This window comes from Gluconobacter sp. P1D12_c (assembly GCF_018812105.1).
Classification (GTDB): domain Bacteria; phylum Pseudomonadota; class Alphaproteobacteria; order Acetobacterales; family Acetobacteraceae; genus Gluconobacter; species Gluconobacter oxydans_A.
In genome coordinates, this window is the sequence record NZ_JACSIQ010000110.1 from 1 (window position 1) to 694 (window position 694).

General features: G+C 55.5%; 2 protein-coding genes. One reads left to right on the forward strand and one right to left on the reverse strand.

The window, feature by feature from the left end; all coding sequences use genetic code 11:
- Window positions 1-338 (reverse strand): recombinase family protein (locus KP705_RS15805; protein WP_215764896.1); only part of this gene is annotated, 338 nt, incomplete at its 3' end.
- A 156-nt stretch (window positions 339-494) separates the two neighbouring features.
- Here KP705_RS15805 and KP705_RS15810 point away from each other — a divergent pair.
- On the forward strand, window positions 495-694 hold a 200-nt coding region (locus KP705_RS15810; protein ID WP_215764898.1), incomplete at its 3' end, for a DUF4158 domain-containing protein.

Below are 694 nucleotides of genomic sequence, written 5' to 3' on the forward strand. Positions count from 1 at the left end.
ATGTTGAAGAACAACTTGCCCATTGGATCAGACGGATCGTGAATACTGTTCCCAAGTTGAAGCTTCACGCCACGGGATGCCAGGCTGTCGCCAATAAGCCGTGCATCAGGGACAGAGCGGGCCAGTCGATCAAGCTTTGGTACGACCAAAGTATCGCCACTACGAACAGCCGCCAGTGCCTGGTCAAGGCCGGCCCTTTCCCGGTTCGTGCCGGTGAAGCCCTTGTCGGTGTAAATACGATCGGCAGAAACACCGAGTTTGAGCAGTTCCTGATGCTGGGCCGCGAGATCCTGTTTGTCCGTCGAGCAGCGGGCATAGCCGATCATTATGTGTGTCATACGGGAAAGTGTAACGTATAAGGCCCCATGACTGCAAAACATATGGTACCACCTTTATGAGACACAGCACACGGCTGTATTCCATGACGTGTTGCACTTGTCCGGGACAGTCCGTCCAACGATCCCCTTCCGGACACATGAAGGAGACATCCGATCATGGCGCGGCGCCGTCTTCTGACCCGTGAAGCTCTCGCCCGACATTACGAGCCTTCTGTCGATGATCGCGAGATCACGAGACATTTTACACTCAGCCAGGATGACTTCGATCTGATCGCAACCCGCCGCGGAGAAACCTCCCGATTGGGTTTCACGATGGTCATGCTCTACATGCGCTGGCCGGGACGGGTGCTGGAATC